Below are 26,024 nucleotides of genomic sequence, written 5' to 3' on the forward strand. Positions count from 1 at the left end.
AATGCAGCCCGTGACGCTCCGCGTCACATGCCGAAGCGGACGCAGAGCGTCCAATGAGGCATTCCCACGCAGAGCGTGGGAACGATCATCTCAGCACACCTCTCGAATCAGCCCCACCACTTACTGAATCGAAATTATTTTCATCCAGCCCTATCACTTTTGGATTTTCGTTCGGCACCTAGGCAATTGAGAAATATTTCCATTCAGGAGCCTCTGTATGTCCCGTTCGCTAGACACCTTGTTGCGCCCCAGCTTGCTGGCAGTTGCCATTGCCCTTTGCGCCCCGCTGGCCAGCACTCAGCTGATTGCCGCCGAACAGGCGTCCAGCGTTCGCGCCTACAACCTGCCTGCCGCGCCATTGGCCAGCACCCTGAACCAGATCGCCAGCCAGGCAGGCCTCGCGCTGTCGTTGAATCCGTCCCTGGCTGCCGGTAAAACCTCGGCCCCGGTCAAAGGGCAATTCGACGCCACTGGCGCCCTGCGTGAAGCCTTGCGCGGCTCCGGTCTGCAACTGGAAGAGAGCAGCGCCGGCACCTACAGCCTGGTCGCCATTCCCGAGGGCACGCTGGCCCTGCCGGAAACCGCCGTCATCGGTGTCGAAAATACTGAAAGCGCCTGGGGCCCGGTGGAAGGCTACGTCGCCACGCGCACCGCCGCCGGCACCAAGACCGACACCGCGCTGGTCGAAGCGCCGCGCTCGATTTCGGTCGCGACCCGCCAGCAAATGGAAGATCGCAATGTGCAGAACCTCGATGACGCCGTGCGCTACATGCCCGGCATCGTCGCCAGCAGCTACGGCAGCGACACCCGCGCCGACTGGCTGCGCGTACGCGGTTTCGAACCGACCCAGTTCCTCGATGGCCTGCCGCTGCCAAAAGGCACGTACGCCAACCCGAAACAGGAAACCTGGAACCTCGATCGCCTCGCCCTGCTGCGTGGCCCGGCGTCGTCGGTCTACGGCCAGACCCCGCCGGGCGGCCTGCTGGACATGGTCAGCCGCCGTCCAACCGCCGAAGACAGCCATGAGATCCAGCTGCAGTACGGCAGCGACAATCAGCGCCAGATCAACTTCGCCAGCACCGGCAAGATCGATGACGAAGGCCAGTTCCTCTACAGCCTGAGCGGCGTGGTGCGCGACAGCGGCACGCAGATCGACCACGTCGACAACAAGCGCTACAACATTGCGCCGAGCCTGACCTGGAACATCAACGAAGACACCAAGTTCACCTTGCTCACGCAATTCACCCGCGACGATACCGGCATCACCAGCCAGTTCCTGCCGGTGCAAGGCACCAAGATCGACATGCCGTTCGGCAAGGTGTCCCATCACAAGAACCTCGGCGACCCGGACTGGGAATACTACGACCGCACCTACTACGCGCTGGGTTATGCATTCGAACATCGCTTGAACGACGTCTGGCAGTTCAAGCAGAACCTGCGTTACACCAAATCCGATCTGTCGTTCCAGGGCCTCACTGTCGGCTCGTATCCGTTCACCCAGGTGGATAACGAGGGCAATGTCGGGCGCACCAGCACCATCGTCGATGAAGACATCAGCCAGTTTGCCGTGGATAACAACTTCCAGGCCGACTTCGCCACCGGCGATGTCCGTCACACCCTGCTGCTGGGTCTCGATCACCAGCGCAGCAACACCAACTACACCTCGATTTTCGGCGACGGGCTGACCACCAACGTCAACAACCCGATCTATGGCCAGCCGATCGTTCGTCCGCCGCGCTCCACCGCGTTCTACGACTACAACCAGAAGACCTACCAGACCGGCCTGTACGTGCAGGATCAAATGGCTCTCGACCAATGGCGCCTGACCGCCGGCGGACGTGAGGATTGGGTCCACACCAGCACCGAGTTCTTCAACAAGGGCGACGCCACCAACACCGAGCGCGACAAGGCCTTCAGCGGCAACGCGGCGATCAGCTATGTGTTCGACTCGGGCTTTGTGCCGTACCTGTCGTACGCCGAATCCTTCCAGCCGACCACTGGCGCATCAGCCTCGACCACCGAATCGTTCAAGCCGACCGAAGGCAAGCAGTGGGAACTGGGCATCAAGTACCAGCCACCGGGCAGCAACACCCTGCTCAGTGCGGCGGTGTATGACCTGACCCAGAAAAATGTCTCGGTCACCACCACTGTCGGCGCGACACCAATCACCAGCCAGACCGGCGAAGTGAAGGTCAAGGGCCTGGAGCTGGAAGCGGTGTCCGACGTCACCGAAAACCTGAAAATCATCGCCGCCTACACCCTGGCCAAGTCCGAAGTGCAGAAAGGCGACTTCAAGGGCAATCGCCTGCAACTGATGCCTAACCAACAAGCTTCGCTGTGGGCTGATTACACTTGGCACGCCGGCGTGCTGGACGGTTTTGGCATTGGCGCCGGCGCTCGCTACACCGGCAACACCTACGGCGATCAGGGCAATACCTGGCTGGGCAAGGCCGATGCCTATACCGTGTTCGACGCGGCGATCCATTACGACCTCGGCCGTCTGGACAACAGCCTCAAAGGCGCGTCACTGGCGCTTAACGCCACTAACCTGCTGGACAAGGATTACATTTCCACCTGTGACAGTTTCTACTGCTACTACGGCGACCAGCGCAGCGTCGTCGCCAGTGCAACGTACAAGTGGTAATTGCCTGAGCTGAAACGCTCCAAGACCCAAGCCGTCCTTCGAGGACGGCTTTGGTATTTCTAAGGGCCACGAAATGAAAAGTAAAACAATTCGCCGCTGGTCGTTCGTCCACACCTGGACCAGCCTGATCTGCACGGTGTTCCTGCTGATGCTGGCGCTGACCGGCCTGCCGTTGATCTTTCACCACGAGATCGACCATCTGCTGGGCGATGCCGCCGAGTTGAAGCAAATGCCGGCGGACACCCCGCAACTGAATTTGCAACAGTTGGTGCAGGCGGCAGAAAAGCATCGCCCCGGCGAAGTCATGCAGTATTTTGGATTTGACGAGGAAGAGCCCAACGCGGCGATCGCCATCATGGCGGCCACCGCCGGTACCGAACCCAACTCGTCGCACACCTTCATGCTCGATGCCCGTACCGGCGAAGCGCTGGAAATGCCGTCAGCCAACGGCGGTTTCATGATGGTGATGCTGCGCCTGCACGTGGACATGTTCGCCGGACTGCCGGGCAAGTTGCTGCTGGCGTTCATGGGGCTGATGTTTGTCGCGGCCATTGTTTCCGGGACGGTGCTGTACCTGCCGTTCATGCGCCGCTTGAAATTCGCCACCGTGCGCCAGGACAAATCCACTCGCCTGCGCTGGCTTGACCTGCATAACCTGATCGGCGTGGTCACCCTGACCTGGGCGCTGGTGGTCGGTGTCACCGGCGTGATCAGTGCCTGCGCCGACCTGCTGATTGCCGCGTGGCGTAACGATGCCTTGAGCACGATGATCGCGCCGTATCGCGACGCACCACCGCTGACGCAGTTGGCGCCGGCGACCCGTTTGCTCGACATCGCCAAGGACGTCGCGCCGGGCATGCAACCCGATTTCATCGCCTTCCCCGGCTCACGGTTTTCCAGCGAACACCATTACGCGGTGTTCATGAAGGGCAGCACCCACCTGACTTCGCACTTGCTGACCCCGGTGTTGATCGACGCCAGTACTCTGCACGTCACGGCTGTGGCCGAACGACCGTGGTACATGGACGCCATGGGCCTGTCGCAGCCCCTGCACTTCGGTGATTACGGCGGCATGCCAATGAAAATCCTCTGGGCAACTCTGGATGTGCTGACCATCGTCGTGCTGGGCAGCGGTGTTTATCTGTGGGTGGTGCGGCGCAAGGCAGCGAAACCTTTGCTCGAACAAGCGGAGGCTCAGGCATGAGGCCGCGACAGTCGAACTTCTGGAAGGTCTTCGGCACGCCTACCGTGATCGCCCTGCTCAGCGCAGCGGGGCTGTTCGCTGCGTTGCTGGGAGATGGCGTGTGGGACGCCTTGAGCTGGCTGGGCTTGGGCGTCCCCGCTGTCCTTGCCCTGCGCGGCCTGCTGCAACGCCGCTGATCTGAACTCACTGAAGGATCCTGTAGCAGCTGCCGAGCAACGCGAGGCTGCGTTCGGCTGCGCAGCGGCCGCAAATCCTGCTGTATTGATGTGTCAGGCACTCCGCGTCTGTCGGGCTGCGGCCGCTACGCAGCCGAACGCAGCCTCGCGCTGCTCGGCAGCTGCTACAAGTCATTGGCGTCACATGAGGGCAGGCGCTTGGGGTTTGACCTCCATCCGCTTGAGCTCCCGGATCAACGCGCTATGCTGCCCAGCACTGCCCCCTACCGAGATGCTGCCATGTCCGCCCCCAGCATGACCCTGTTCCACAATTCGTTATCGCCCTTCGTTCGCAAAGTCATGGTGTTGTTGCACGAAACCGGTCAGACCGACCGCGTGGCGTTGCAAGACTGCGTGCTCACGCCGGTGAACCCGGATCAGGCGCTCAACGACGACAACCCGCTGGGCAAGATCCCGGCCCTGCGCCTGGCCGACGGCAACGTCATCCATGACAGCCGGGTGATCCTCGATTACCTCGATCATCAACACGTCGGCAACCCGCTGATCCCCCGCGAAGGCTCGGCCCGCTGGCGCCGTTTGACCCTGGCCTCCCTGGCCGACGGGATCATGGACGCTTCGGTGATGGTTCGTTATGAAGTGGCCCTGCGCGCCCCCGAGAAGCATTGGGACGAATGGCTCGACGGCCAGCGCGACAAGATTCGTCGTGCGCTGGCACTGTTGGAGAAGGATGCGATTGCCGAGCTGACCAGCCATTTTGATGTGGCGGCGATCAGCGTGGCGTGTGCGCTGGGTTACGTCGACTTGCGCCATCAGGATCTGGGATGGCGCGAGGCGAATCCGCAGCTGGCGGCCTGGTATTTCGAGGTGAGTCAGCGGCCTTCGATGGTGGCGACGATGCCGAAGGTTTGAATCTTCGCTGACGGTTGCGGCCTCATCGCGAGCAGGCTCGCTCCCACAGTTGAGCTTTGGTGTGCACCAATTTTGTGTTCACTGGAGATCCCTTGTGGGAGCGAGCCTGCTCGCGATGGCACCACACCGGATCCATCGGAAACAGCCCATGAACCAGCGTCGCCAACACTTGCCCTTCCCGCTGATCCTCACGCAACCCCAACGACCGGCTCATTCCACCGCTCCGATATCAAATTCCAGCGGCTTGGCCGGTTTCGGCCCGATCCCGTACCAATCCAGCTTGCGGGTCAGCACCATGAACACGCCGAGCAAGCCGAACAGCAACAGCGAGCCCATCAACAGCGCGTAATCCTCGGCACTCAACAAGCCGTAGAGCAAGCCATACAGCGCTGCCAACCCCGCTGAAAAGCTCAAGCCGTGACGCACGCTGCGCAGCACATGGCAGACATAGAAGCCGATCAACAACACACAGCCGCCCGCCGACAACAGATAGGCCAGGGCAAAACCGATGTGTTCCGACAGCGACAGCAGCAACAGGTAGAAGAACGCCAGCGCCACGCCCACCAACGCGTATTGCACCGGGTGCACCGCGAGGCTTTTCAGCACTTCAAAGAGGAAGAACCCAGCGAAGGTCAACACGATGAACAGCAGCGCATATTTAATTGCCCGATCGCTCTTCAGGTACTGGTCCACCGGATCGATGAAGCTCACGCCAAAGCTGCGGCCGTTGTACGCCTCGCAACCACCACCGGACACGCAACTGCTCAGCGCTTCTTGCAGGTTGGTGGAGAAAAACGAGGTCTGCCAGTTGGCGGTAAAACCCTGATCGGTGACTTCACGCTGGGCCGGCAGGTAGTTGCCGATGAAGCTTGGGTGCGGCCAGTTGGCGCTCAGCGACACTTTGCTGGTCTTGCCCACCGGAAGGATCTGCAACTGACCGGTGCCTTGCAGCCGCAGGTCGAAACCAAAGGTCAATTCCGTGGCTTGCTTCACATCCAGCGCCGGCAACGTCACATGAACACCTTCGCCTAACCAGCCCACCTGAGTACCCGGAACAAAGTCCAGGCGCTGGTCATTGAGTTCGAGTTTCAGGGCGTTTTCGATACCGCGAATGTCACTGATACCGACGGCCAGAAACGGCTGGTCGAACTGGTAGTCGGCGAAGTTTTCCTTGATGCCCAGTTGCGCCGGGACCGAGAAATGCCCGCTGATGCGGTTGTCGGCGTGAAACAGCCGCGCCTCATAAATGCCACGGGAGCGCAGTTCGGTCTGCACCTGGCCGTCGAGTTCGAAGCGTTCAGGGAGGAAATACAGACGCCCGCGTTCTTCACCGACTTCCTGGTAGCGCTCGTTGGTTTTCTCGTTGAGCTTCCAGGTGCGCACCACTTTGCGGTACGGCACCACCATCAGCGGTCCGCTCAATTGCTGGCTGTAGCTGGAACTGCGGGCAATGTCTTCGAGCACACCGTCGCGCAGTTGCTGGCGGTCCTGGATGACGCCGTTGATCATCAGCAACGGAATGAGCAATAACAGAATCAGAAGGGCAATGGCCCCGAGTTTTATGGTCAGGCTGCGGTTCATGGGACTCTCCCTGTTTGGATGGGGAGAGTCTGGAGTCGGTGTGTGGGGGATTTATGAGGGGAATATGGAGATTTGTGAAGACTGGGTCGGCCCCTTCGCAAGCAAGTCGGATCGCCGCACCGCCGCTCCCACAGGGGATCGCGGTCAAATGTGGGAGCGGGCTTGCTCGCGAATGCTGCGACTAGGTCCTAAGCCAGGCGCAATACGACTTCCACACCGCCTTCGACATTGCCAATGCTCAATGACCCACCATGCAACTTGACCACCTCTTCCACAAAGTTAAGCCCCAACCCGGTGCTCTTGCGCCCACTGTCCGGACGCGGCAACGAGTAGAAACGCTCACTCAAACGCGGCAGCGCATAGTCAGGAATCGACTCAGCCTGATTGAACAACCTAAACTCGATTTGCTCCCCGACACGCTCGGCACTGAACCGCAGCACACCTTTGGCAGGTGTGAAATCCAACGCATTCTCCAGCAGATTCCCCAACGCCTGACGCAACAGAAACGGCTCGCCATGCAGGTTCATGTCCGGCGCAATCCGCTGTTCCACCCGCAACTTCTTGCCTTCGATCCGCGCGGCCTGGGCGTTGAGCAACTCATCCACCAAACCTGCCAATGGCACCGCCACCCGCTCTTCCAGACCTTGGCGCTGTTCAACCTGGGCCAGGTTCAGCAGCCGCTCAATCAACTGCTGCATGCGCACACTTTCGCTGTCGATGTTGCTGACGAAACGCTGCTGCTGAGCCAACGGCATGTCACCTTGCAGCAGTTCCGCCGCACCCCGAATCGCCGCCAGCGGGCTCTTCAATTCATGGGTCAACGTGTGCACATAACGTTCGACGTAGGCTTTGCCTTCCAGCTGAGTTCGCATCTGTTCCACCGCCGTCGCCAGCTGCTCCAGCTCTCCGCCACGGTAATGCGGCACCTCGACGCGCCGGCCTTCACTCACCGCCTGCGCATAAGCCGTCAACCGTCGCAGCGCCGCGCTCAACCACCACGACAACAGCGCGCCGAACAGCAGGCCCAGGCCGATCAGCCCCGCGCCATAGGCGAGCAATCGACGTTCGGTGCGATCCACGTAAGGCTGCAACGAACTGTTGGGCTTGGCCACGGTGACCACGCCGATGATCCGGCCGTTGTCGCGAATCGGCGCGCCGACGTGCATCACCGAGGAGTTGGCATCGTTTGGATCGCTGCGGGTGGAACGCGCGCCGTATTCACCGCGCAACGTCAGGTAGACGTCGTTCCAGCGTGAGTAATCCCGCCCCACCGCTGCGCCACTGGAGTCCAGCACCACGGTGCCTTTGGCGTCGGTGACGTAGATGCGGTGGTTGACCTGGTTCTTCGGCAAGCCCCAGATGCTCGCCTTCGGCTGCCGTTCGCCATAGGCCTTGAGCAGTTCGGGCCAGCGGTTCTGGTTGAGGGTGCCGGCCTTGAAGTCGTCGCGCAGGATCTCGGCCATCAGGTTTGCCGTATCCACCAGGGTTTCTTCGGTGGACTGACGCACGCCGGGGCGGATTTCTTCCATCACGGTGTTGAGCACGAAGTAACCGGTCAGGCCGATGAACAGCACGTAGACCAGAAAAATGCGGATCCCCAACGGCATCAGCTGAGCCCCGGGCTGTAGCTGTAGCCGAGGCCGCGATGGGTCTGGATTGGCTCGGCGTCGGACTTCACCAGACGCAGTTTGGCGCGCACGCTTTTGATGTGGCTGTCGATGCTGCGCTCGTAACCGGCATCGGCGGCGACCCCCAGCGCATCGAGCAATTGCTCGCGACTGAAGACCCGTTCAGGTTGTTCCAGCAGGCATTGCAGCAGGCGGAATTCGTGGCGAGTGAGGCTCAATGGCTGATTGCGATAGCTGATCTGCACCCGTTCGCTGTCAATCCGAAACAACGGCGTTGAGACGTCAGTCACCGGTCGTGGCGCCATGCGCTTGAGAATCGCCCGGACCCGCGCCGCGACTTCCCGGGGGCTGAACGGCTTGACCACGTAGTCGTCGGCGCCGATTTCCAGGCCCACCACGCGGTCGATTTCCGCATCACGGGCGCTGAGGAAGATCACCGGCACTTCGCTGAAACGCCGCAGTTGCTTGCAGGTCTCGAAGCCGCTGATGTCCGGCAGGCCAATGTCGAGAATGATCAGGTCGGCCGGGGTCTGGCGCTGATGCTCCAGCGCAGCCGCGCCGAGGCTCAGCCAAGTGGTGGTGAACCCCTCGCCCTGTAACGCGAATATCAGGGTGTCGGCAATCGCCGCTTCGTCTTCGACTATCAGGATATGAGGCATGGCATCCGAGCCCGGCAGTTAAGTGGGCGAACGGTGCCCCAAGCCTCACATTCCGTCAATCAGCAGTCGGGTTTGTCGGCGGTGAAACGCCGCGCCGGGTTCACCGCTGCGCCGAATTCACGCAAGGCTTTGGCACCGATCAGCAGCGGGTAATTGAAGCTGCTGCGGTCGGTGAGGTTGACCTCGACGGTGCGTTTGACGTTGCCCAGGCACAGTTCCAGATCGACCACCGGACGCTTGGTGGGCTCGATGGCTTCCTTGTCATCATCATCTTCTTCGGAGCGGGTTTTGATCTTGCTGATCCGCGCGACCTTGTGTTCATAGACCTTGTTGCTCGCGTCTTTGGTGGCGAGGCGGAAACGCACCCACTCGTCGCCGTCGCGGGTGAAGGTTTCGATGTCCTTGGCCGACAGCGACGCCGTCAGAGCGCCGGTGTCCATTTTGGCTTTAAGGACTTCGCCGCCGATTTCCGGCAGCGCAATGTATTCGTAACGCCCGTACAGCGTCGGCTCAGCGGCCAGGACCGGCAGGGCCACGAGGGAAAGCAGTGCAAGGAGGGATTTCACGTAATGGGCATCCATAAGGAGTGGGCAGCGGAATTTTAGACCGTCAGTGAGCAATTCGTTCGTTCTTGAAATCGCATCGCGGGCAAGTCGGATCGCCGCACCGCACGCTCCCACAGGATTTCGTGTCGCTCACAAACCTTGTGTACACCCTAATCACTGTGGGAGCGGGCTTGCCCGCGAAGAGGCCGGATCGGTCACACAAATGCTGACAGGTTCAAATTCGCTCAAGCATACCGCCGAAAAGGTGAAACATTCGTCACCACCGATTTGGCCTGTCGCCCGAAGCTGCTTATCATGGCGCGCCCAAAGGCTTTCAAGAGTGACTTATGCGCCGCCTGCTCACCGGCTGTTTCGTTACCCTGCTGCTGTTGCTCAACACCCTGGTCCTGTTCGGGCCGCTGATGGTGTTTGCCCTGCTCAAACTGATCCTGCCCGGCCGTTTTCGCGACGATGCCTCATCGGCAGTCATGTGGATCGCCGAAACCTGGGCCGAAATCGACAAGCTGATCTTCCGCCTGTGCATCCCCACCCAATGGGACATCCGCGGCGGCGATGATCTGCGCCTCGACACGTCGTATCTGGTGATCAGCAACCATCAATCCTGGGTCGATATCCCGGCGTTGATCCAGACGCTGAACCGCCGCACGCCGTTCTTCAAGTTCTTCCTCAAGAAAGAACTGATCTGGGTGCCGTTCCTGGGCCTGGCATGGTGGGCCTTGGACTATCCGTTCATGAAGCGCTCCACCAAGGCATTCCTGGCGAAACACCCCGAGCTGGCCGGCAAGGATCTGGAAATCACCAAAGCGGCGTGCGAGTTGTACAAGCGTCAGCCGGTGACCGTGGTCAATTACCTGGAAGGCACCCGCTACACCACGGCGAAAAGCACTCAGCAGCAGTCACCGTTCATTCACCTGCTCAAGCCCAAGGCTGGCGGTGTGGCGTTTGTGCTGGCGGCGATGGGCGAACAGCTGGACGCCGTTCTCGATGTGACGTTGGTGTATCCGCAGCAGCAGATTCCGGGGTTTTGGGACTTGATCAGCGGCAACGTGCCGAGGGTCATCATCGACATCAAGACCCGCGAACTCGACCCGGCGCTGTGGCAGGGCGATTACGAGAACGATCCGGTGTTTCGCGAAACGATCCAGACTTGGGTCAACCAGCTCTGGATCGAGAAGGATCAACGCATCGACGCCTTGCGCGCCGAACGCCGCTGAATCAACTACCGGTGCCAGCGCCCCAGATCCCGCCCAGGCTTTCCAGCAGCGAACCGCCAACGCCCTGCTGACCGAGGTATTGCAAAAGCACCGGGGCAAACTGGCCAATCATGCCGCTGTCCATGCCCAGCGCGCTGAAAGCATTGTTCAGATCGTTGGTGTTCTTTACGGCGCCCAGGGCATTGTCCAGACCCGCCGCCTTGCCGGAAGACCCGAGCAAGCCCGCGAGGGCACCCAACTCACCGCCGCCGGACAACTTGTCGATCCCCGGAACACTTTTGGCCAGTTCCGAGTAATCGGTCGAGCTCAATTGATTTTTTGCCAGCCCCAGCATCGCTCCTGTTCCGCCAACGGCTTGTTGTGGCGTTACGCTCAACTGGCTTAGCGCGCTCAGCAAATCCGCCGTTTCTGAAGTTGGCGCAGCCGCTGCGGCCGCATTCCCGCCCTGCATGCTCGAGGCCGCTTTGGTCACATCTTCCAGGCTGAAACCGGCGAAGACCGGGCTGGCCGCGAGGGTCATCAGCGAAGCCAGTGCAAAACCGCGTGAAATCTTCATCCAGACATCCTCTTGCGCCATGAAAACCGCCCGTGAGCGTACGGGAAAACTGCCGGTTTGACCGGGGTTTGCTGGGCATTGTTCCTTGCTGCCGCATTTTTACCCCGTTCACGCACCTGTGGCGAGGGAGCTTGCTCCCGTTTGGCGGCCAAGCTGTCGCGAAACTGTCAGACACGTTGTGTCTTGAAGATCGAAATCGCAACGTTTGGAGCCGCTTCGCAGCTCAACGGGAGCAAGCTCCCTCGCCATAGGGTTGATGTAAAACATAAACAAAAACGGCGACCCTCGGGTCGCCGTTTTGCATTTCGTGAAAGCTTACGCCGCGCTGAACAGTTTGTGCGGATCAATCACAAACTTCTTCGGCACGCCCGCATCAAACTCGCCATAACCACGTGGCGCGTCATCCAGGCTGATGACTTCCACACCCACGATGTCGGCAATGTGGATACGGTCCCACATGATCGCCTGCATCAGCTGGCGGTTGTACTTCATCACTGGCGTCTGGCCGGTGTGGAAGCTGTGGGATTTGGCCCAGCCCAGACCGAAGCGGATGCTCAGGCTGCCCATTTTTGCGGCGGCATCGACGGCACCTGGATCTTCGGTCACGTACAGGCCCGGAATACCGATTTTGCCGGCAACCCGCACTACGCCCATCAGCGAGTTGAGCACGGTGGCCGGAGCCTCGTGTTTCACGCCGTCATGGCCGTGGCCGCGCGCTTCGAAGCCTACGGCGTCGACGGCGCAATCCACTTCTGGCTCGCCTAGCAGTGCAGCGATTTGTTCGTGCAACGGGGTGTCCAGGGACAGGTCGGCGATTTCGAAACCCTGAGCCTTGGCGTGTGCCAGGCGAACGGTGTTGACGTCGCCGATGATCACCACCGCCGCGCCCAGCAGTCGAGCGGAAGCAGCAGCGGCCAGGCCGACCGGGCCGGCACCTGCGATGTACACGGTGCTGCCTGGGCCAACGCCGGCGGTGACTGCGCCATGGTAGCCGGTGGGCAGGATGTCGGAGAGGCAGGTCAGGTCGCGGATTTTTTCCATCGCGCGGTCGCGATCAGGCAGTTTCAGCAGGTTGAAGTCGGCGTACGGCACCATCGCGTATTCGGCCTGGCCGCCGGTCCAGTCGCCCATGTCGACGTAACCGTAAGCACCGCCCGGACGCGCCGGGTTAACACTCAGGCAAACGCCGGTGTGCATTTCCTTGCAGGAACGGCAGCGCCCGCAAGCCACGTTGAACGGAACTGAAACCAGATCGCCAATCTGCAGGTTCTCGACGTCGCTGCCCTTCTCGATCACTTCACCGGTGATTTCGTGACCCAATACCAGGCCGGTCTGGGCGGTGGTACGACCGCGCACCATGTGCTGGTCGGAACCACAGATGTTGGTGGAAACCACGCGCAGGATGACAGCATGGTTAATCTTCCTGCCGCGCGGGTCCTGCATTTTCGGATAGTCGATTTTCTGTATTTCGACTTTGCCATTGCCGAGATACACCACACCACGATTGCCAGACATGCTTTCACCTCGCTGTTGTTTTTATGTAGCGGTCGCGTCGCCATGGATCGGCGGCGCGTTGATTGCTCGGGTACAGATGCTGTTTATGTTTTGCTTGTAATGGCCTCATCGCTAGCAGGCTAGCTCCCACAGTGATTCGGGTGAGCACAGGATTTGTGAACACCCCAAAACCCTGTGGGAGCTAGCCTGCTAGCGATGGCGATCTAAAGAACGACTGTTCTATTCGCGTTGAGGAAAACCCGTCGTTCAATGTGGTATCCCACCGCCCGGGCCAACGTCAGCCCTTCAATATCCCGCCCCTTGGCGATCAGGTCTTCCGGGTAATGACTGTGATCCACCACCTCTACGCCCTGAGCGATGATCGGGCCTTCGTCCAGGTCGTTGTTGATGTAGTGCGCCGTCGCGCCAACCAGTTTCACGCCCTTGTTGTAGGCCTGGTGATAAGGCTTGGCGCCTTTGAAACCCGGCAGCAGGGAGTGATGGATGTTGATCGCCTTGCCGTCGAGTTTGCGGCATAGCTCCGGCGACAGCACTTGCATGTAACGGGCAAGAATCACCAGTTCGGCGCCGGACTCCTCGATCACCTGCAACACCTGACGCTCTTGCGACGGCTTGTCATTCGGGTCGAGCGGGAAGTGGTAGTAGGGAATCTGGTGCCAGTCGGCCAACGGTTTCAGGTCGGGGTGGTTGGAGACCACGGCGGCCACGTCCATCGACAATTGGCCGATGCGCTGGCGGTAGAGCAAATCGTTGAGGCAGTGATCGGCCTTGGAAACCATGATCACCACTTTTGGCCGGTAGTTCGGCTCGGTCAGTTCGAAGATCATGCCGAAGGCTTGGCCACGCTCTTCCAAGCCTGCGCGGAAGGCTTGTTCGTCGAAGCCGTCGGGCTGACGGAATTCCACGCGAATGAAGAAACGGCCCGAGAGCCGATCATCGAAGGAATGGTGCTCGGTGACGTAGCAGCCCTGCTCGAACAGAAAGCGGGTCACCGCGTCCACGGTGCCGAGGACGCTTGGGCAGTCGGCGGTCAGAATCCATGTGTCTGGGGCGCGGCTCATAGTGCGGTGACTCCTGTTGATCGTTCCCACGCTCTGCGTGGGAATGCCGCCATGGACGCTCGGCGTCCGCTCTTGGGACGCAGAGCGTCCCGGGATGCATTCCCACGCAGAGCGTGGGAACGATCATCCGTGTTACGCCTGGACGCTAAGCCCGTATTCGGCAGCCGCATCCTGCAACCACAACCACCAGTAATCCGAGAAACTGCGACGGATCAGCAGCTCCCAGGTGTCTTCGGCGGTATGGCGAATCACCAGTTGCGACTTGGCAAACACGGTGCCCACAGCCTTGCCCACCGGGAAGCTGTTGGGGTGCACGTCGTAGCTGGTGGATTTCATCAGCACCTGGCGCACGTTCGGGCCGCTCAATTCGAGGAGCTGCTGGCCGCCGCTGACGTTGGTGATCGCGATGTGCAGATCGCCCAGCGCTTCGCGCAGTTTTTGCTCGGCGGCGAATTCTTCACCGGTCGGCACGATCAGCAGCCATTCATCCGGCCCCATCCATTGCAGACTGATTTCGCCTTTGACGACGACAGTCAGCGCGCCCGGCAATTCGATGCCGAGGGCTTTGTGCACGCCGGCAGCAAACGCAGCATCATGGCCATCGCCACGAATGGTCAGGTGGCCGAGGAGTTTTTTCTCACGCACGATCACGCCGGCGCTTTTGCGGCCCTTGCCCACAAGACTTGGCAGGTCGGCGTGATGCAGCGACGACTCGGCCTTGGCCCCAGTGGTTGGGCGTTGTTGGTAAACATTGGCTGCGGTCATAAAGCACCTTTCTTTTGTTGATCGTTCCCACGCTCTGCGTGGGAATGCCGCCATGGACGCTCTGCGTCCGCTCTTGGGACGCGGAGCGTCCCGGGATGCATTCCCACGCAGAGCGTGGGAACGATCGACTTACACGTTCTGGCGATCACCTTTCGGATCGAAGAACACCGAAGAAACGATTTCCGCCTCGATCACGCTGCCATCCGCCAGCGGTGCGAACACGCGCTCACCGATGCGCTTCAAGCCGCCCTTCACCACACCCATCGCAAACGAATAGCCGAGGGAGTTGTGCAGGTAGCTGGAGGTGACGTGACCGACCATCGTCATCGGGATCGTCTGCTTGGTGTTGAACACCAGTTGCGCACCTTCCGGCAGCCATTTGGTCGGATCGATCGGCTTCAGGCCCACCAGTTGTTTGCGCTGATCACGCAAACAGTCTTCACGGTTCATGCCACGCTGGCCGATCCACGAGAACGGTTTGGTGCGACCGACACACCAGCCCATATTCAGGTCGTCCGGGTTCATCGAGCCATCGGTGTCCTGACCGACGATGATGAAGCCCTTCTCGGCCCGCAGAATGTGCATGGTTTCGGTGCCGTACGGGGTCAGGTTGTACTGCTTGCCAGCCTCGACGATCTTCTCGAGAACGCCCATGGCGTAGTCGGCTTGCACGTTGACTTCGTACGACAGTTCACCAGTAAACGAAATCCGGAACACCCGCGCCGGCACACCGCCGACCAGGCCTTCTTTCCAGGTCATGAACGGGAACGCTTCGTTGGTCAGGTCGATGTCGGTGACTTCGCTGAGCAGCTTGCGGCTGTTCGGCCCGGACAGGGTCATGGTTGCCCAGTGATCCGTCACGGACGTGAAGTACACCTTCAGCTCTGGCCATTCGGTCTGGGAGTAGATTTCCAGCCATTGCAGCACGCGTGCCGCGCCGCCGGTGGTGGTGGTCATCACGAAGTGGTTGTCGGCGAGACAGGCGGTGACGCCGTCGTCGAACACCATGCCGTCTTCTTTGCACATCAGGCCATAACGGGCCTTGCCCACATCGAGCTTGGTCCAGGCGTTGGTGTAGATGCGGTTGAGGAACTCACGCGCATCCGGGCCTTGAATGTCGATCTTGCCGAGCGTCGAGGCGTCCAGCAGGCCAACGCTGTCGCGCACGGCTTTGCATTCGCGTTTGACGGCGGTGTGGATGTCTTCGCCGTTTTTCGGGAAGTACCAAGGACGCTTCCACTGACCGACGTCTTCAAACTCGGCGCCATTTTTTACGTGCCAGTGATGCAGCGCGGTGTGACGCACAGGCTCGAAGATGTGCCCACAGTGACGGCCGGCCACGGCGCCGAAAGTCACCGGCGTGTAGTTCGGACGGAACATGGTGGTGCCCATCTGCGGGATGGTCACGTTCAGCGAACGGGCGGCAATGGCCAGGCCGTTGACGTTGCCGAGCTTGCCCTGGTCGGTGCCGAAGCCCAGTGCGGTGTAGCGTTTGACGTGTTCGACCGACTCGAAGCCTTCGCGGGTCGCCAGTTCGATGGCGGCGGAAGTGACGTCGTTTTGCAGGTCGACAAATTGCTTAGGCCCGCGCGCGGTGCCTTTTTCGTGCGGCACCTGGAACAGCGCCAGGGTTGGCTCTTCGAGACGGCTCAGGGCTTTCGGCAGCGTGCCTTCAACCACACTGAAACCGGCTTCGCTGGCTGCGCGAGCACCGCCTTCAAAACCTTCGGCCAACGAATCGCCGAGGCCATAGACGCCGTTGATGCCACCGACGCACACGCGTTTCTGCGGTGCTTCGCCCGGTACGAAACCGAGGATGTCTTCACGCCAGGTCGGCTTGCCGCCCAAGTGCGAAGCCAAGTGAACCACCGGGCTGTAACCGCCGGAGCTGGCGATCAAATCGCAATCGAGCCACTCGCCAGGGCTGGTCACGGCGTGTGCTTTGACGTCGATCGCGGCGACGCGAGCGGCGGTCACGTGCTTGCTGCCACGGGCCTCGATCACGGCGCTGCCGGTCAGGATACGGATGCCTTTGGCGCGTGCTTCTTCAACCAGCGCACCGCGCGGATTGCTGCGGGCGTCGGCAATGGCGACGACTTGCAGGCTGGCGTCGAGCCAATCCAGTGCAACGCGGTAGGCGTGATCGTTGTTGGTCGACAGCACCAGTTTTTTGCCCGGTGCCACGCCGTAACGACGCACATAAGTCGACACAGCGCCGGCGAGCATGTTGCCCGGCACGTCGTTGTTGCCGTAGACCAGTGGACGCTCGTGAGCGCCGGTCGCCAGGACCACACGCTTGGCGCGAACCCGGTGGATACGCTGACGCACCTGGCCAATCGGTGCGCGGTCGCCGAGGTGATCGGTCAGGCGCTCGTGAATGGTCAGGAAGTTATGGTCGTGGTAACCGTTGACCGTGGCGCGCGGCAACAGCAGCACGTCCGGAGTGTCTTTCAATTCGGCGATAACACTGGCGACCCACTCGGCCGCTGGCTTGCCGTCGAGGCTTTCGCGGGAGTCGAGCAGGCTGCCGCCGAACTCTTCCTGCTCATCGGCGAGGATCACGCGAGCACCGCTGCGCGCTGCTGCCAATGCAGCGGCCAGGCCAGCAGGGCCACCGCCGACGATCAGCACGTCGCAGTGCTGGTTCATGTAGTCGTAGGTGTCCGGATCGTTCTCGGTCGGCGAACGGCCAAGACCTGCGGCCTTACGAATGTACTTCTCGTAAGTCATCCAGAACGATTGCGGGTACATGAAGGTTTTGTAGTAGAAGCCCGGCGGCATCAGCTTGCCGCCGACCTTGCCGAGAATCCCCATCATGTCGTTGTTCACGCTCGGCCAGCCGTTGGTGCTGGTGGCGACCAGGCCTTGGTACAACGCTTGTTGGGTGGCGCGTACGTTCGGGATCTGCGTGGCTTCGGTCGCGCCGATCTGCAGCACGGCGTTCGGCTCTTCGGCGCCCGCAGCAAAGATGCCGCGTGGACGGGAATACTTGAAGCTGCGACCGATGATGTCGACACCGTTGGCCAGCAGGGCAGCGGCCAGCGAATCACCTTCAAAGCCTTTGTAGACCTGGCCGTTGAAGGTAAAGCTCAGCACTTTGTTACGGTCGATCCGTCCACCGTTGGACAGGCGATTGATCTGGCTCATACCTTCTCTCCCAGAGCCGTCGTGGCCGCTTTCGGGCTATCGGTCTTGTCGGTGAACTGCGGCTTGGCGCCGATCTTGTAGGTTTCGAGAATCTCGTAAGTCACGGTGTCACGGGTGGCGTTGAAATACTGACGGCAACCGGCGACGTGATCCCACAGCTCGTGGTGCAGGCCGCGAGGGTTATCGCGGAAGAACATGTAGTCGCCCCACTCCTCGTCGGTGCAGCTGTTCGGATCCAGTGGACGCGGGATGTGCGCCTGGCCGGATGCGTGGAATTCCTCTTCAGAGCGCAGCTCGCCGCAGTGAGGACAGAAGATATGCAACATGGGGATTTCTCCTGTTAGTGGGCAACCGCAGCAGCGCCGTGTTCATCGATCAACGCACCGTTGTGGAAACGGTCAATTGAGAAAGGTGCAGCCAATGGGTGCATTTCACCCTTGGCCAGGCTCGCAGCAAACACGTTGCCCGAGCCAGGTGTGGCCTTGAAGCCACCGGTGCCCCAACCGCAGTTGAAGAACATGTTCGGTACCGGTGTTTTCGAAATGATCGGGCACGCATCCGGCGTGGTGTCGACGATGCCGCCCCACTGCCGGTTCATGCGCACGCGGGACAACACCGGGAACATCTCGACGATGGCCTGGATGGTGTGCTCGATCACCGGGTACGAACCACGCTGGCCGTAGCCGTTGTAGCCGTCGATACCGGCGCCGATCACCAGGTCGCCCTTGTCGGACTGGCTGATGTAACCGTGTACGGCGTTGGACATGATCACGCTGTCGATAATCGGCTTGATCGGCTCGGACACCAGCGCTTGCAGCGGGTGGGATTCGATCGGCAGACGGAAACCGGCCAGCTTGGCCATATGCCCGGAGTTACCGGCGGTCACGACACCAACGCGTTTGGCGCCGATGAAGCCTTTGTTGGTTTCGACACCGATGCACACGCCGTTTTCCTTGCGGAAGCCGATCACTTCGGTCTGTTGAATCAGGTCCACGCCCAAGGCGTCAGCGGCACGGGCAAAGCCCCAGGCCACGGCATCGTGACGGGCCACGCCGCCGCGACGCTGGACGGTAGCGCCCATCACCGGATAGCGGGTGTTCTTCGAGCAGTCGAGGTACGGAATCTCGTCGGCCACTTGCTTGGCATCGAGCAGTTCACCGTCCACACCGTTGAGGCGGTTGGCGCTGACCCGACGCTCGGAATCACGAATGTCTTGAAGCGTGTGGCACAGGTTGTAAACGCCGCGTTGGGAGAACATCACGTTGTAGTTCAGGTCCTGGGACAGGCCTTCCCACAATTTCATCGCGTGTTCGTACAGGTGCGCCGACTCGTCCCACAGGTAGTTGGAGCGAACGATGGTGGTGTTGCGCGCGGTGTTACCGCCGCCCAGCCAGCCTTTTTCGACCACGGCCACGTTGGTGATGCCGTGTTCCTTGGCCAGGTAATAGGCGGTCGCCAGACCATGCCCGCCACCGCCGACGATGACCACGTCATAGACCTTCTTAGGGGTCGGCGTGCGCCACATTTTCTGCCAGTTTTCGTGATGGCTGAGGGAGTGTTTGAAGAGGCCGAAGCCCGAGTAGCGTTGCATAGTCATTTACTCCAAAACCGCGCTCAGCGATAAACCGGGAAGTCCGCGCACAGTGCCGACACTTGCTGCGCGACATTCGCCTCGACATCGGCATCGCCGAGGTTGTCGAGGATGTCGCAGATCCAGCCGGCCAGCGTGACGCACTGGCTGACCTTAAAGCCGCGAGTGGTCACCGCCGGGGTGCCGATGCGCAGGCCGGAGGTGACGAACGGCGACTGTGGATCGTTCGGGACAGCGTTCTTGTTCACAGTGATGTGGGAGCGACCGAGTGCTGCATCCGCCTCTTTGCCGGTGAGGCCCTGACGGATCAGGCTGACCAGGAACAGGTGGTTATCGGTGCCGCCGGACACTACATCGTAGCCGCGTTTGATAAACACGCCGGCCATGGCCTGGGCGTTGTCGATCACTTGTTGTTGGTAGGCCTTGAAACCCGGCTCCAGCGCTTCCTTGAAGCACACCGCTTTACCCGCGATCACGTGCATCAGCGGGCCGCCCTGGGCACCCGGGAACACGGCGGCGTTGAGCTTCTTCTCGATTTCTTCGTTGGCCTTGCACAGGATCAGGCCGCCACGCGGACCGCGCAGGGTCTTGTGGGTGGTGGTGGTAACCACATCGGCATACGGCAGCGGGTTCGGGTACAGGCCGGCAGCGACCAGACCGGCGACGTGAGCCATGTCGACGAACAGCAGCGCACCGACCTTGTCGGCGATCTGACGGAAGCGTGGGAAGTCTAGGGTCTTGGAGTAAGCCGAGAAGCCGGCAACGATCATCTTCGGCTTGCACTCGACGGCCAGACGCTCGACTTCGTCGTAGTCGATCAGCCCGGTCTTGGTGTCGATGCCGTACTGCACGGCGTTGTACAGCTTGCCCGAGGACGACACTTTGGCGCCGTGGGTCAAGTGACCACCGTGGGCCAGGCTCATGCCGAGAATGGTGTCGCCGGCTTGCAGCAGGGCCAGGTAAACGGCGCTGTTGGCCGAGGAGCCGGAGTGCGGCTGCACGTTGGCGTAATCGGCGCCGAACAGTTGCTTGGCGCGTTCGATGGCCAGGGCTTCAACCTTGTCGACGTGCTCGCAGCCACCGTAGTAGCGCTTGCCCGGATAACCTTCAGCGTATTTGTTGGTCAGGCCGCTGCCTTGCGCTTCCATGACGCGTTTGCTGGTGTAGTTCTCGGACGCGATCAGCTCGATGTGATCTTCCTGGCGTTGCTCCTCGGCATTCATCGCCGCCAGCAGTGCATCGTCGTAACCCTGGATCTGGTCTTGCTTGCTGAACATCGCGTCTCTCCCAGCGGCATCTATGCGCCATTCGTCTCGGTAAGGCACCGGTGTTTCGACAGTGCCCTTTGATGCGATGGTATGACCGGCGCAGACAGGCCAAATGCCTACGGACGCCACGCAAAGGTGCGTTTACGACATGGCGGGAAATGGCATGCCGAACACACTCCTTAAATCGACAGAGACCCCTTGTGGGAGCGGGCTTGCTCGCGAATGCGGTGCGCCAGTCGACAACTATGCTGAATGACACACCGCATTCGCGAGCAAGCCCGCTCCCACAGGGGTTAGGTGATGATCTGTCGCACTGCGAGCAACAGCAGAAAATGCAGCGGATACAGGGCATACGCCCAACGCCGCATCGGCGGCGGCTTCAGATGCTTGGCATGTCGCAACAAGACCAGCCCCAGCAATGGCGCAATCAGACAAGCGGCAATGCCAAGAATGGCCGCTCCATTACCGAACCGCGCGGAGTAAAACAGAACTTCCCATTGATTCGCCGCCAGGCACACCAACCCCGGCAACAGGCTGTAATACCAGGGCCGTTTGATCACCAGCAACATCGCCAGCGGCAGCAGCACGCCGAAAAAACCGAACATCAGCCACTGCGGGAACAGCGCCGCCAGCACCAGCGCGCCGACCGCGAGCAGTCGCGATTGCTGCGTCCTGTCCTGCCAGCCACGCGCCACCAGCAACCCCAGCGCCAGCGTAGGCATTACGTTCAACGTGTCGGGATCAGGTATGAACAGGCGATACGGGACTTCGCTGATGGCGCTGAACAGCAGCAACCAGCCCAAATAGCGCCATTGATTTGTTATTTCCCGCGCCCGCAAAACATTTGCCGCCATCGCCAGGCAGAACCACGGAAACGCCAGTCGCCCTGGCACATACAGCAGATCGACGGAATAACCGATATATCGCAGGTGATCGAGCACCATGCTCAATAGCGCCAGCCACTTGAGCAGATCCAGTGCCCCATCCCGTTGCGTCATGTGCATAATTGCCCGTCGTCTTTGTATTGTTCTGTCAGACGCATCCCGTGTGCTCCCCGGATGATCTTCGGTAAAGTGCGCACCATCATTGACCACGGGTCGCTTCACCATAAGCGTCTCGACCACGGAAAGCAGGGCCATGACCGATAAGAGCCAACAATTCGCCAGCGACAACTATTCCGGTATCTGCCCTGAAGCCTGGGCTGCCATGGAACAGGCCAACCACGGCCACCAGCGCGCTTACGGCGACGATGAATGGACCGCTCGCGCGTCCGATGATTTCCGCAAACTGTTCGAAACCGACTGCGAAGTGTTCTTCGCCTTCAACGGCACCGCCGCCAACTCGCTGGCCCTGTCGTCGCTGTGCCAGAGTTACCACAGCGTGATCTGCTCGGAAACTGCCCACGTCGAAACCGACGAATGCGGCGCGCCGGAATTCTTCTCCAACGGTTCCAAGCTGCTGATTGCCCGCACCGAAAACGGCAAGCTAACCCCGGAATCGATCCGCGAAGTCGCCCTCAAGCGCCAGGACATCCACTACCCGAAACCCCGCGTCGTGACCCTGACCCAGGCTACCGAAGTCGGCAGCGTCTACACCCCGGAAGAAATCCGCGCCATCAGCGCCACCTGCAAAGAGCTGGGCCTGAACCTGCACATGGACGGCGCGCGTTTCTCCAACGCCTGCGCATTCCTCGGCTGCTCCCCGGCCGACCTTACCTGGAAGGCTGGCGTCGACGTGCTGTGCTTCGGCGGCACCAAAAACGGCATGGCGGTGGGTGAGGCGATTCTGTTCTTCAACCATAAGCTGGCTGAAGACTTCGATTACCGCTGCAAACAGGCCGGGCAGCTCGCGTCCAAGATGCGCTTCCTCTCAGCCCCCTGGGTCGGGATCCTGGAAAACGACGCCTGGCTCAAATACGCCCGCCACGCCAACCATTGCGCGCAGCTGCTCGCTGAGCTGGTGAGCGACATTCCAGGCGTGGAACTGATGTTCCCGGTCCAGGCCAACGGCGTGTTCCTGCAACTCTCGGAACCGGCCATCGCCGCACTGACCGCCAAGGGCTGGCGTTTCTACACCTTCATCGGCAACGGCGGCGCACGCTTCATGTGCTCGTGGGACACCGAAGAAGAACGTGTCCGGGAACTGGCAGCGGATATCCGCGAAGTCATGTCCCACTGATTTTGCACATGATCGTTCCCACGCTCTGCGTGGGAATGCCTCTTGGGACGCTCCGCGTTCCTGCCTCACCACCTGCGCAGAGCCGGACACCGTTGTGACGCAGAGCGTCACGGGCTGCATTCCCACGCAGAGCGTGGGAACGATCATTACGGGTGTGTCGCAATTTCCCACTCGCTCCGCGTCGCTGTCTGCTAGACCCATCACACCAAGGCGCTCACCCTAGCCATTCCCGCGCAAAGGAATGCATCCATGGGCCGCAGCCGCTACACCATCACTGAACCCGACAAACCGCACTTCCTGACCTGCACGGTCACGGAATGGCTTCCACTGTTTATCCGCCCCTACATCGTCGATCATCTGCTCAATTGCTGGCGCTATCAGCAAACCCATCAAAACCTGAAGCTGTACGGCTATGTCGTCCTGGAGAACCATCTGCACTTTGTTGCCCAGGCTCCAGACTTGAGCAAATGCCTTAGCCAATTCAAATCTTTCACCGCCCGACAAATCATCGACGACCTGCAAAGCAAAGGAGCCGAGCGCGCGTTGCAGCGCCTACGTTTCAGCAAACGTGCGCACAAGCAAGATCGGGTTTATCAACTGTGGCAGGAAGGTTCACACGCAGAGATGGTGTTCAGCGAAACGGTGATGCGCCAAAAGCTGGATTACATCCACTACAACCCGGTGAAGCGTGGGTATTGGATTTGCCGGAGCAATGGCGATATTCCAGTGCGAGGAACTATGCAGGGATGGACGGCCTGATCGAGATTCAGCGGTGGTATTAAGGCTCCAGAAGCTCCCGCCACCTGATCGTTCCCATGCTCCGCGTGGGAATGCCTCTCGGGACGCTCCGCGTTCCTACCTCATCGCACATGCAATGCCGGGCACCGTTGTGACGCGGAGCGTCACGGGCTGCATTCCCACGCGGAGCGTGGGAACGATCACTGGAGACAAGTTGGTCTACATTGATTGGCGAGCCGCTTCTATCCGCTCAGACAACAATAATCAGGAGCGTACGCATGTCATTACAAGGCAAAACCCTGTTCATCACCGGCGCCAGCCGCGGAATTGGTCGCGAGATCGCACTGCGGGCCGCGCGGGACGGGGCCAATATTGTGATTGCCGCGAAAAGCGCCGCGCCCCACCCCAAATTGCCGGGAACGATTTTCAGCGTGGCGCAGGAAGTTGAAGCCGCGGGCGGTAAGGCGCTGGCGTTACAGGTGGATGTACGCGATGAAGTCGCGGTGCGTGACGCACTGGCCCAGGCCAACGAACATTTCGGTGGTATCGATGCGCTGATCAACAATGCCGGGGCGATCAAGTTGACCGGGGTGCAACACATCGAGCTCAAGCGCTTCGACCTGATGCACCAGATCAACACCCGCGCCGTGTTGTTGTGCAGTCAGGCCGCCCTGCCCTACTTGAAGAAGAGCAGCGGCCACATCCTCAACTTGTCGCCGCCGCTGAATCTGGCGAGCAAATGGTTCGCCCAGTACAGCCCTTACACCGTGACCAAATACGGCATGAGCATGCTGACAGTAGGCATGAGCGAGGAATTTGCCAGTTACGGTATCAGCGTCAACTCGCTGTGGCCGCAGACGATGATTGCCACCGCTGCCATCGAGTTTCAGCTGGGGTCACGAGAGTCGTTCAAACATGCGCGCACGCCCGCGATCATGGCGGATGCCGCACATGTGATTCTGGACAGCAGCGGTCGCAGCATCACCGGGCGGTTGCTGATTGATGAGGAAATTTTGCGGGAGCACGGCGTGACCGAATTCGATCATTACCGCTTTGAGCCCGGCACCGACGACAAGCTGATGCCAGATCTGTTTATCGATTGAGATATCCACAACCTTGTAGGAGCTGCCGAGTGAAACGAGGCTGCGATCTTTTGATCTTGATCTTTTTAAAAGCAAGATCAAAAGATCGCAGCCTCGTTTCACTCGACAGCTCCTACAGGGTTATTGGGCGTGTATTAGAACTCGATCCGCACGTCGCCCTTCGGCACGCTGCAGCACGACAGGATGTAGCCCTCGGCTTCGTCTTCCTCGGTAATCCCGCCGTTGTGGTCCATTTCGACCTCGCCCCCCAGCTTCAGTACCTTGCACGTGCCGCAAATGCCCATGCCGCAGGCCTTGGGAATCAGCAGACCGAGCTTGGCCGCCGCCGCATGCACGGTTTCACCCGGGGCCACGCGAATGCTCTTGCCGGAGGAGATAAATTCGACTTGATGCAGGTCCGCCAGATCGACTTCCGGCGCGTCCGCAGCAATTTCGGCCTGTTCCACCGCGTCGGCACGGGCTTCCGGCGGCGTGGCACCGAACGATTCTTCGTGATAACGCGACATGTCGAAGCCGACCGCTTCCAGCATGCGCTTGACCGCATTCATGTACGGCGTCGGGCCGCAGCAGAACACTTCGCGCTCGAGGAAGTCCGGCGCCATCAGTTCGAGCATCTTGTGGTTCAGGTAACCGCGATAACCGGCCCACGGCTCGCCCAGACCATGCTTCTCGCAGATCAGGTGCAGGCTGAAGTTATCGATCCGCGACGCCATGTGTTCCAGCTCGCGGTGGTAAATGATGTCTTTGGGCGAGCGGGCGCTGTGGATAAACACCATATCGACGTTGCCGTTGGTGTCATAGAACCAGCGGGCCATGGACATGACCGGCGTAATGCCGACGCCGCCGCTGAGGTACAACACCTTCGGCGCGGTGAAGTCCATGGCGTTGAACAGCCCGACCGGCCCGTGCACCGCCAGCTCCTGACCTTCATGCAACGTGTCGTGCAGCCAGTTCGACACCTTGCCGCCCGGCACGCGCTTGATCGTTACCGAAAAGCTGTACGGCACCGACGGCGAGCTGGAAATGGTGTAGGAGCGCATGATCGGCACGCCTTCGATTTCCAGCTCCAGGGTGACGAACTGCCCCGGTTTGAAGAAGAACAGAATCGGCTGGTCGGCCATAAAGCAGAAGGTGCGCACATCCCAGGTTTCCTGGATGACTTTGACGCAACGGACGATGTGTCGACCGTTGGCCCAGGTCTGGGTGGTTACCGGATTCAGGAAGCTGTTGGACATGCTGTTCTCCACCGCCGATGGTCGGCCTTATGTTGGCGATTCTGCGTATAGCGCGAGCCACCCATTTACCTATCTGCGACATTCACATACTTATCGCGACCAGCCCCCAACTACCGGGGGTTGCGCGTCGGGAACAGATTGGGCCATGTCGCCCATGGATAAGGTTCCGGCCAACGCCGGCCCCACACTCGCTCCATACCAAGACACAATCTTTACACCTTGCGTAGCAAACCGGTGGCCGGTGTAGCGGGGTTGGGTGGAGCAGGTTCGGATGCATGAAGTTCTG

Annotated in this window: 21 protein-coding genes and 1 pseudogene; 8 read left to right on the forward strand and 14 right to left on the reverse strand. The window is 60.5% G+C overall.

Annotation, left to right across the window (positions count from 1 at the left end; all coding sequences use genetic code 11):
* Nucleotides 1-217 precede the first annotated feature (217 nt).
* The 4 genes from ACA072_RS26685 to ACA072_RS26700 all read left to right on the forward strand — a co-directional run bounded on the left by ACA072_RS26685 (nucleotide 218) and on the right by ACA072_RS26700 (nucleotide 4,933).
* Nucleotides 218-2,644, forward strand: a complete 2,427-nt coding sequence (locus tag ACA072_RS26685; protein WP_497621634.1) for a TonB-dependent siderophore receptor — start codon at nucleotides 218-220, stop codon at nucleotides 2,642-2,644.
* 73 nt (nucleotides 2,645-2,717) lie between these two features.
* Nucleotides 2,718-3,848: a PepSY-associated TM helix domain-containing protein gene (locus ACA072_RS26690; protein WP_497621636.1), complete on the forward strand. Its 1,131-nt coding sequence runs from the start codon at nucleotides 2,718-2,720 to the stop codon at nucleotides 3,846-3,848.
* Complete coding sequence (locus ACA072_RS26695; protein ID WP_497621637.1) at nucleotides 3,845-4,024, forward strand: hypothetical protein; 180 nt, start codon at nucleotides 3,845-3,847, stop codon at nucleotides 4,022-4,024. Before ACA072_RS26690 ends, ACA072_RS26695 begins: the two co-directional genes overlap by 4 nt.
* A 279-nt stretch (nucleotides 4,025-4,303) precedes the next feature.
* Nucleotides 4,304-4,933: a glutathione S-transferase gene (locus ACA072_RS26700; RefSeq protein WP_497621638.1), complete on the forward strand. Its 630-nt coding sequence runs from the start codon at nucleotides 4,304-4,306 to the stop codon at nucleotides 4,931-4,933.
* Nucleotides 4,934-5,143: 210 nt separating this feature from the next.
* Here the strand turns inward: ACA072_RS26700 and creD are convergent, their stop codons facing one another.
* The 4 genes from creD to rloA2 all read right to left on the reverse strand — a co-directional run bounded on the left by creD (nucleotide 5,144) and on the right by rloA2 (nucleotide 9,367).
* On the reverse strand, nucleotides 5,144-6,514 hold the full coding sequence (gene creD, locus ACA072_RS26705; RefSeq protein WP_497621641.1) for a cell envelope integrity protein CreD: 1,371 nt from the start codon (nucleotides 6,512-6,514) through the stop codon (nucleotides 5,144-5,146).
* Nucleotides 6,515-6,702: 188 nt separating this feature from the next.
* The gene (gene creC, locus ACA072_RS26710) at nucleotides 6,703-8,121 is read right to left on the reverse strand and encodes a two-component system sensor histidine kinase CreC (protein ID WP_497621643.1); all 1,419 of its coding nucleotides are present in this window, start codon (nucleotides 8,119-8,121) and stop codon (nucleotides 6,703-6,705) included.
* Complete coding sequence (gene creB, locus ACA072_RS26715) at nucleotides 8,121-8,801, reverse strand: two-component system response regulator CreB (RefSeq protein WP_497621645.1); 681 nt, start codon at nucleotides 8,799-8,801, stop codon at nucleotides 8,121-8,123. The genes creC and creB overlap by 1 nt, the downstream gene beginning before the upstream one ends.
* A gap of 59 nt (nucleotides 8,802-8,860) precedes the next feature.
* Nucleotides 8,861-9,367: a retropepsin-like aspartic peptidase RloA2 gene (gene rloA2 / locus ACA072_RS26720; RefSeq protein ID WP_109635414.1), complete on the reverse strand. Its 507-nt coding sequence runs from the start codon at nucleotides 9,365-9,367 to the stop codon at nucleotides 8,861-8,863.
* A gap of 326 nt (nucleotides 9,368-9,693) precedes the next feature.
* Between rloA2 and yihG the strand changes: the two genes are divergently transcribed.
* Nucleotides 9,694-10,581, forward strand: coding sequence for a 1-acylglycerol-3-phosphate O-acyltransferase, YihG family (gene yihG, locus ACA072_RS26725; RefSeq protein WP_497621647.1), 888 nt, complete (start codon nucleotides 9,694-9,696; stop codon nucleotides 10,579-10,581).
* Nucleotide 10,582: 1 nt separating this feature from the next.
* Here yihG and ACA072_RS26730 read toward each other — a convergent pair whose 3' ends face one another.
* The 9 genes from ACA072_RS26730 to ACA072_RS26770 form a co-directional block, all read right to left on the reverse strand.
* Nucleotides 10,583-11,137 (reverse strand): DUF2780 domain-containing protein, encoded by a 555-nt coding sequence (locus ACA072_RS26730; protein ID WP_497621649.1) that lies wholly within the window; start codon nucleotides 11,135-11,137, stop codon nucleotides 10,583-10,585.
* A 315-nt stretch (nucleotides 11,138-11,452) separates the two neighbouring features.
* Nucleotides 11,453-12,652 carry a formaldehyde dehydrogenase, glutathione-independent gene (fdhA, locus tag ACA072_RS26735; RefSeq protein WP_007947729.1) on the reverse strand — a complete coding sequence of 400 codons (1,200 nt, stop codon included), beginning with the start codon at nucleotides 12,650-12,652 and terminating at the stop codon, nucleotides 11,453-11,455.
* Nucleotides 12,653-12,855: 203 nt separating this feature from the next.
* Complete coding sequence (purU, locus tag ACA072_RS26740; RefSeq protein WP_497621650.1) at nucleotides 12,856-13,713, reverse strand: formyltetrahydrofolate deformylase; 858 nt, start codon at nucleotides 13,711-13,713, stop codon at nucleotides 12,856-12,858.
* Nucleotides 13,714-13,845: 132 nt separating this feature from the next.
* Nucleotides 13,846-14,478, reverse strand: coding sequence for a sarcosine oxidase subunit gamma (locus ACA072_RS26745; protein WP_497621651.1), 633 nt, complete (start codon nucleotides 14,476-14,478; stop codon nucleotides 13,846-13,848).
* Nucleotides 14,479-14,607: 129 nt separating this feature from the next.
* Complete coding sequence (locus ACA072_RS26750; RefSeq protein ID WP_497621652.1) at nucleotides 14,608-17,625, reverse strand: sarcosine oxidase subunit alpha; 3,018 nt, start codon at nucleotides 17,623-17,625, stop codon at nucleotides 14,608-14,610.
* Nucleotides 17,622-17,951, reverse strand: a complete 330-nt coding sequence (locus ACA072_RS26755; RefSeq protein ID WP_274075562.1) for a sarcosine oxidase subunit delta — start codon at nucleotides 17,949-17,951, stop codon at nucleotides 17,622-17,624. Before ACA072_RS26755 ends, ACA072_RS26750 begins: the two co-directional genes overlap by 4 nt.
* Before the next feature lie 14 nt (nucleotides 17,952-17,965).
* Nucleotides 17,966-19,216 carry a sarcosine oxidase subunit beta gene (locus tag ACA072_RS26760; RefSeq protein ID WP_007947735.1) on the reverse strand — a complete coding sequence of 417 codons (1,251 nt, stop codon included), beginning with the start codon at nucleotides 19,214-19,216 and terminating at the stop codon, nucleotides 17,966-17,968.
* A gap of 23 nt (nucleotides 19,217-19,239) precedes the next feature.
* Nucleotides 19,240-20,493 (reverse strand): serine hydroxymethyltransferase, encoded by a 1,254-nt coding sequence (gene glyA, locus ACA072_RS26765; RefSeq protein ID WP_497621654.1) that lies wholly within the window; start codon nucleotides 20,491-20,493, stop codon nucleotides 19,240-19,242.
* A gap of 284 nt (nucleotides 20,494-20,777) precedes the next feature.
* Nucleotides 20,778-21,488 carry a TraX family protein gene (locus ACA072_RS26770; protein ID WP_497621655.1) on the reverse strand — a complete coding sequence of 237 codons (711 nt, stop codon included), beginning with the start codon at nucleotides 21,486-21,488 and terminating at the stop codon, nucleotides 20,778-20,780.
* A gap of 133 nt (nucleotides 21,489-21,621) precedes the next feature.
* On the opposite strand from ACA072_RS26770, the gene ACA072_RS26775 reads away from it, so the two are divergent.
* The 3 genes and pseudogenes from ACA072_RS26775 to ACA072_RS26785 all read left to right on the forward strand — a co-directional run bounded on the left by ACA072_RS26775 (nucleotide 21,622) and on the right by ACA072_RS26785 (nucleotide 24,503).
* Entirely contained in the window at nucleotides 21,622-22,662 is a 1,041-nt protein-coding gene (locus ACA072_RS26775) for a threonine aldolase family protein (protein WP_010467030.1), read from the forward strand.
* A 249-nt stretch (nucleotides 22,663-22,911) separates the two neighbouring features.
* A pseudogene (locus ACA072_RS26780) lies at nucleotides 22,912-23,444 on the forward strand (REP-associated tyrosine transposase).
* Nucleotides 23,445-23,678: 234 nt separating this feature from the next.
* Complete coding sequence (locus ACA072_RS26785; protein ID WP_497621657.1) at nucleotides 23,679-24,503, forward strand: SDR family oxidoreductase; 825 nt, start codon at nucleotides 23,679-23,681, stop codon at nucleotides 24,501-24,503.
* Nucleotides 24,504-24,637: 134 nt separating this feature from the next.
* Here ACA072_RS26785 and gbcB read toward each other — a convergent pair whose 3' ends face one another.
* Nucleotides 24,638-25,738 carry a glycine betaine monooxygenase reductase subunit gene (gene gbcB, locus ACA072_RS26790; protein WP_497621659.1) on the reverse strand — a complete coding sequence of 367 codons (1,101 nt, stop codon included), beginning with the start codon at nucleotides 25,736-25,738 and terminating at the stop codon, nucleotides 24,638-24,640.
* Nucleotides 25,739-26,024: the final 286 nt, after the last annotated feature.

Source organism: Pseudomonas sp. LBUM1656 (assembly GCF_059716065.1).